The 6,556-nt window shown below is 72.1% G+C and carries 5 protein-coding genes; 4 read left to right on the top strand and 1 reads right to left on the bottom strand.

Features of this window, described 5'->3' with window-relative positions; translation table 11 throughout:
• Positions 1 to 103 precede the first annotated feature (103 nt).
• A complete protein-coding gene (locus ACZ3I3_RS34595) occupies positions 104 to 700 on the bottom strand; it encodes an SACE_7040 family transcriptional regulator (protein WP_020273324.1) in 597 nt (198 codons plus the stop codon).
• Between the two features lie 86 nt (positions 701 to 786).
• On the opposite strand from ACZ3I3_RS34595, the gene ACZ3I3_RS34590 reads away from it, so the two are divergent.
• From ACZ3I3_RS34590 to ACZ3I3_RS34575, 4 genes are read left to right on the top strand one after another with little or no spacing between them, the layout of a single operon-like run.
• Positions 787 to 2,403, top strand: coding sequence for a carboxyl transferase domain-containing protein (locus tag ACZ3I3_RS34590; RefSeq protein ID WP_467371538.1), 1,617 nt, complete (start codon positions 787 to 789; stop codon positions 2,401 to 2,403).
• A gap of 14 nt (positions 2,404 to 2,417) precedes the next feature.
• Positions 2,418 to 4,346, top strand: coding sequence for an acetyl/propionyl/methylcrotonyl-CoA carboxylase subunit alpha (locus ACZ3I3_RS34585; protein ID WP_467371536.1), 1,929 nt, complete (start codon positions 2,418 to 2,420; stop codon positions 4,344 to 4,346).
• Positions 4,343 to 5,293 (top strand): hydroxymethylglutaryl-CoA lyase, encoded by a 951-nt coding sequence (locus ACZ3I3_RS34580; RefSeq protein ID WP_467371534.1) that lies wholly within the window; start codon positions 4,343 to 4,345, stop codon positions 5,291 to 5,293. Before ACZ3I3_RS34585 ends, ACZ3I3_RS34580 begins: the two co-directional genes overlap by 4 nt.
• A 5-nt stretch (positions 5,294 to 5,298) precedes the next feature.
• Positions 5,299 to 6,459, top strand: a complete 1,161-nt coding sequence (locus ACZ3I3_RS34575) for an acyl-CoA dehydrogenase family protein (protein WP_467371532.1) — start codon at positions 5,299 to 5,301, stop codon at positions 6,457 to 6,459.
• Positions 6,460 to 6,556: the final 97 nt, after the last annotated feature.

Here is a 6,556-nt window from a genome sequence, read left to right as displayed (position 1 = left end):
GGCGGGGGGGGGGGGGGGGGGGGGGCGGGCGGGCGCCCCCCCCCCCCCCCGCCCCCCCCCCCCCCCCCCCCCCCCCCCCCCCCCCCCCCCCCCAACCCCCCCGCTAAACCCCCACCGCCGCGAACGCCCCCCGAGCCATCCGATGCAGCAGCTCCGCCGTGGCCCCCCGCCCGGGCAAAGACCCGGCCCGACCCAGATGCGGCGTCGAGTTCAGCAGCCCGAACACCGAGTGCACAGCCGACCGCGCCGCGGGCTCCCCCAGCCCGGGGTACACCTCCCGCACCACCCCCACCCACAGCTCCACGTACTGCCGCTGCAGCTGCCGCACCATCTTCCGGTCGCTGTCCCGGAGGCGATCCAGCTCCCGATCGTGCAGGGTGATCAGAGGCCGGTCGTCGAGCGCGAAGTCGATGTGCCCCTCGATCAGCGAGTCGAGGACCGCCTCAGCCCCCGCACCCCCGTCCGCCTCGGCCACCCGCCGCTTCGCCCCGGTCAGCAGCTGCCCGCTGATCCCCACCAGCAGCTCCGCGAGCATCGCGTCCTTGCCCGCGAAGTGCCGGTACAGCCCGGGCCCGCTGATCCCGACAGCGGCACCTATCTCGTCGACTCCGACCCCGTGGAAGCCCCGCTCGGCGAACAGCCGGGCAGCCTCCTTGAGGATCTGCTCGCGTCGGGTGGGGGCATCGGTTCTGGTGGCCATGAAAACAATTCTAGACAGGGAGGTTAGCGGTCGTTAACCTGAAGGAAATGCGTTAACGCTCATTAACAAGGTGAGGGGACCGCAGGATGCACGAGGCACCGGAGCTCACGAGCGCGGCAGACCCCGCGTCGGAGGCCTTTCGGGCCAACGAGGAGGCGCACCGCACCCTCGTGGAGGAGCTGCGCACCAAGCTGGCCGCGGCCGCTCAGGGCGGCGGCGAGAAGGCCCGCACCCGCCACACCGCGCGCGGCAAGCTGCTCCCCCGCGACCGCGTCGACACCCTCCTCGACCCGGGCTCGCCCTTCCTGGAGCTGGCCCCGCTCGCGGCCGACGGGATGTACGAGGGCCAGGCCCCGGCCGCCGGTGTCATCGCCGGCATCGGCCGGGTCAGCGGCCGCGAAACCGTGATCGTCGCCAACGACGCCACGGTCAAGGGCGGCACCTATTACCCGATGACGGTCAAGAAGCACCTCCGCGCCCAGGAGGTCGCCCTCGACAACCGCCTGCCCTGCGTCTACCTGGTGGACTCCGGCGGCGCCTTCCTCCCCATGCAGGACGAGGTCTTCCCCGACCGGGACCACTTCGGCCGGATCTTCTACAACCAGGCCCGCATGTCCGGCGCCGGCATCCCCCAGATCGCCGCCGTCCTCGGCTCCTGCACGGCCGGCGGGGCGTACGTCCCGGCGATGAGCGACGAGGCGGTGATCGTCCGCGACCAGGGCACGATCTTCCTGGGCGGCCCGCCCCTGGTGAAGGCGGCCACGGGCGAGGTCGTCACGGCGGAGGAGCTCGGCGGCGGCGAGGTCCACTCCCGCGTCTCGGGCGTCACGGACCACCTCGCGGAGAACGACGCGCACGCGCTCCGCATCGTCCGCACGATCGTCTCCACCCTCCCCACCCGAGGACCGCTCCCCTGGGAGGTCACGGAGGCGACAGAACCCAAGGTCGACCCGCACGGCCTCTACGGCGCGGTCCCGGTCGACTCCCGCACCCCGTACGACGTGCGCGAGATCATCGCCCGGGTCGTCGACGGCTCCCGTTTCGCCGAGTTCAAGTCCGAGTTCGGCCAGACCCTGGTCACGGGCTTCGCCCGGATCCACGGCCATCCGGTGGGCATCATCGCCAACAACGGCATCCTGTTCTCCGAGTCCGCCCAGAAGGGCGCGCACTTCATCGAGCTGTGCGACCAGCGCGGCATCCCCCTGGTGTTCCTGCAGAACATCTCCGGGTTCATGGTCGGCAAGGACTACGAGGCGGGCGGCATCGCCAAGCACGGCGCCAAGATGGTCACGGCCGTCGCCTGCACCCGCGTACCGAAACTCACGGTCGTGGTCGGCGGCTCGTACGGCGCGGGCAACTACTCGATGTGCGGCCGGGCCTACTCCCCCCGCTTCCTGTGGATGTGGCCGAACGCCAAGATCTCGGTCATGGGCGGCGAGCAGGCCGCGTCGGTCCTCGCGACCGTCAAGCGGGACCAGCTGGAGGCACGCGGCGAGTCCTGGCCGGCGGAGGACGAGGACGCCTTCAAGGCCCCGATCCGCGACCAGTACGAGCGCCAGGGCAACGCCTACTACGCGACGGCCCGCCTCTGGGACGACGGTGTGATCGACCCGCTGGACACCCGCCAGGTCCTGGGCCTGGCCCTGACCGCGTGCGCCAACGCGCCCCTGGGTGACCCCCAGTTCGGCGTCTTCCGGATGTGAGGGGACGGACGACGATGTTCGAGACAGTGCTGGTGGCCAACCGGGGCGAGATCGCCGTACGGGTCATCCGTACGCTGCGGTCGATGGGCGTGCGCTCGGTGGCCGTCTTCTCCGACGCGGACGCCGACGCCCGGCATGTCCGCGAGGCGGACACGGCGGTCCGGATCGGCCCGGCCCCGGCGTCCGAGAGCTACTTGTCGGTGGAGCGCCTGCTCCAGGCCGCCGCCCGCACCGGCGCCCAGGCCGTCCACCCCGGCTACGGCTTCCTCGCCGAGAACGCCGCCTTCGCGCGCGCCTGCGCCGAGGCCGGCCTGGTCTTCATCGGCCCTCCGGCGGACGCGATCTCCCTCATGGGCGACAAGATCCGCGCCAAGGAGACGGTCCACGCGGCCGGAGTGCCCGTGGTCCCCGGCGGCCGTGACCCGGACCTGGCCGAGGCGGCCCGTGAGCTGGGCGCGCCCGTGCTGCTGAAGCCGAGCGCGGGCGGCGGCGGCAAGGGCATGCGCCTGGTGCGGGACCTGACCCGGCTGGAGGAGGAGATCGACGCGGCCCGCCGCGAGGCCCGCGCCTCCTTCGGCGACGACACGCTCCTGGTGGAGCGCTGGATCGACCGCCCCCGCCACATCGAGATCCAGGTCCTGGCCGACGGCCATGGGAACGTGGTCCACCTCGGGGAGCGCGAGTGCTCCCTCCAGCGCCGCCACCAGAAGATCATCGAGGAGGCGCCGAGCGTCCTCCTCGACGAGGAGACGCGCGCCGCGATGGGCCAGGCGGCGGTCCAGGCGGCCCGCTCCTGCGGCTACCGGGGCGCGGGCACGGTGGAGTTCATCGTCCCCGGCGTCGACCCGTCGTCGTACTACTTCATGGAGATGAACACCCGCCTCCAGGTGGAGCACCCGGTCACGGAGCTGATCACGGGCCTGGACCTGGTCGAGTGGCAGCTGCGCGTGGCGGCCGGCGAGCCTCTCGGCTTCACCCAGGCGGACGTACGGCTGACCGGGCACGCCGTGGAGGCCCGTATCTGCGCCGAGGACCCGGCGCGCGGCTTCCTCCCCTCCGGCGGCACGGTCCTGAAGCTCCGCGAACCGCAGGGCGACGGCATCCGCACCGACTCGGGCCTCACGGAGGGCTCGGAGGTCGGCAGCCTCTACGACCCGATGCTCTCGAAGGTCATCGCGTACGGCCCCGACCGCGCGACCGCACTGCGCAAGCTCCGTTCGGCCCTGGCGGAGACGGTCACGCTCGGGGTGCAGACCAACGCCGGCTTCCTGCGCCGGCTGCTCGCCCACCCGGCGGTCGTCTCCGGCGACCTGGACACCGGCCTGGTCGAGCGCGAGGTGGATGACCTGGTCTCCACGGACGTACCCGAGGAGGTGTACGAGGCGGCGGCCGCCGTACGCCTGGAGGCGCTCCGGCCCGAGCCGGGCGGCTGGACGGACCCCTTCTCGGTCCCCAGCGGCTGGCGGCTCGGCGGGGAGCACAAACCGCCCGCCTTCCACCTCAGGATCCAGGACGCCCTGGAGTACACCCCGCGCGGCACCGCCACGGTCACCGACGACCGGGTCTCCGTCACGCTGGACGGCGTCCGCCACACCTTCCACCGCGCCGCCGACTGGCTCGGCCGCGACGGCGACGCCTGGCACGTACGCGACCACGACCCGGTGGCCGCGTCCCTCAGCCGCGCGGCCCACGCGGGCGCCGACTCGCTGACCGCGCCCATGCCGGGCACGGTGACGGTGGTGAAGGTCGCCGTCGGCGACGAGGTGACGGCGGGCCAGAGTCTGCTGGTGGTGGAGGCGATGAAGATGGAGCACGTCATCTCCGCCCCGCACGCCGGCAAGGTCACCGAACTGGACGTGACCCCGGGCTCGACGGTCGCCATGGACCAGGTGCTGGCGGTCATCGCACCGCACGAGGGGGCACAGGAGGAGGCGGAGAAATGACAGTCGACGGTCTCCCGATGGTGGTCCCGACCACGGACCTGCCCACCCACGTCCGCATCCACGAGGTGGGCGCGCGCGACGGCCTGCAGAACGAGAAGGCGACGGTCCCCACCGAAGTCAAGGCGGAGTTCATCCGCCGCCTGGCCGAAGCGGGCCTGACGACGATCGAGGCGACGAGCTTCGTCCACCCCAAGTGGGTCCCCCAACTGGCGGACGCGGAGCAGCTGTTCCCCCTCGTCAGTGACCTCCCGGCGGCCCTCCCGGTCCTCGTCCCGAACGAACGCGGCCTGGACCGCGCCCTGGCCCTGGGCGCCCGGCGGGTGGCGGTCTTCGCCAGCGCCACGGAGTCCTTCGCCAAGGCCAACCTCAACCGCACGGTGGACGAGGCGCTGGCGATGTTCGACCCGGTGGTGGCCCGGGCGAAGGCCGGCGACGTCCATGTCCGCGGCTACCTCTCCATGTGCTTCGGCGACCCCTGGGAAGGCGCGGTCCCGATCCCCCAGGTGGTCCGGGTCTGCAAGGCCCTCCTGGACATGGGCTGCGACGAACTGAGCCTGGGCGACACGATCGGCGTGGCGACCCCGGGCCACGTGGTCGCACTCCTCGCGGCCCTGGACGAGGCGGGCGTCCCACCGTCCGCCCTCGGCGTCCACTTCCACGACACCTATGGCCAGGCCCTCGCCAACACGCTCGCCGCCCTCCAGCAGGGGGTCACGACGGTCGACGCCTCCGCGGGCGGCCTGGGCGGCTGCCCGTACGCCAAGTCGGCGACCGGCAACCTGGCCACCGAAGACCTCGTGTGGATGCTGCGGGGCCTCGGCATCGAAACCGGAATCGACCTCGGCCGCCTCGTCGCCACCAGCGCGTGGATGGCCACCCACCTGGGCCGACCCAGCCCGTCCCGCACCGTCCGAGCCCTGTCCCACGAGGACACCGAGGAGCAGTGATCACCATGGACTACCGACTCTCCCCCGAGTTGGAGGAACTCCGCCGCACGGTCGAGGAGTTCGCGCACGAGGTCGTGGCGCCCAAGATCGGCGACCTCTACGAGCGGCACGAGTTCCCGTACGAGATCGTCCGGGAGATGGGCCGCATGGGCCTGTTCGGGCTGCCGTTCCCCGAGGAGTACGGCGGCATGGGCGGCGACTACCTGGCCCTGGGCGTGGCCCTGGAGGAACTGGCCCGGGTCGACTCCTCGGTCGCCATCACCCTGGAAGCCGGCGTCTCGCTCGGCGCGATGCCGGTGTTCCGCTACGGCACGGAGGCCCAGAAGCGGGAGTGGCTCCCCCGTCTCTGCTCCGGCGAACTCCTGGGCGCGTTCGGCCTGACGGAGCCGGACGGCGGCAGCGACGCGGGCGCGACCCGCACGACGGCCCGCCTGGACGAGTCGACGAACGAGTGGGTGATCAACGGCACGAAGTGCTTCATCACCAACTCGGGCACGGACATCACGGGCCTGGTGACGGTCACGGCGGTCACCGGCCGCACGCCGGACGGCAAGCCGCTGATCTCCTCGATCATCGTCCCCTCCGGCACCCCGGGCTTCACGATCGCGGCCCCGTACTCGAAGGTCGGCTGGAACGCCTCGGACACCCGCGAGTTGTCCTTCTCGGACGTCCGGGTCCCGGCGGCGAACCTGCTGGGCGAGGAGGGCCGCGGCTACGCCCAGTTCCTCCGCATCCTCGACGAGGGCCGCATCGCCATCGCGGCCCTGGCGACGGGCCTGGCACAGGGCTGCGTCGACGAATCCGTCAAGTACGCCAAGGAACGCCACGCCTTCGGCAAGCCGATCGCCGCGAACCAGGCCATCCAGTTCAAGATCGCCGACATGGAGATGAAGGCCCACACGGCCCGCCTCGCCTGGCGCGACGCTGCGGCCCGCCTGGTGTCCGGCGCCCCCTTCAAGAAGGAGGCGGCCCTGGCCAAGCTCCACTCCTCCACCATCGCCGTGGACAACGCCCGCGAAGCCACGCAGATCCACGGCGGCTACGGCTTCATGAACGAGTACCCGGTCGCCCGCATGTGGCGCGACTCCAAGATCCTGGAAATCGGCGAGGGCACGAGCGAGGTCCAGCGGATGCTGATCGCCCGGGAGTTGGGGCTGACCAGCTGAGCCCCCGGCCCGGCGGCCTGCGCCGACCACGGCGTGAGCCGCCGGCCTCCCCCGGAGGAACGTCACCCAGTGGGCACATATAATCCATGGCATCTTC

The organism is Streptomyces sp. NPDC016851 (assembly GCF_055562795.1).
Note: the sequence above shows the minus strand (reverse complement) of the source record. Positions and strands in the feature narration are given on the sequence as shown.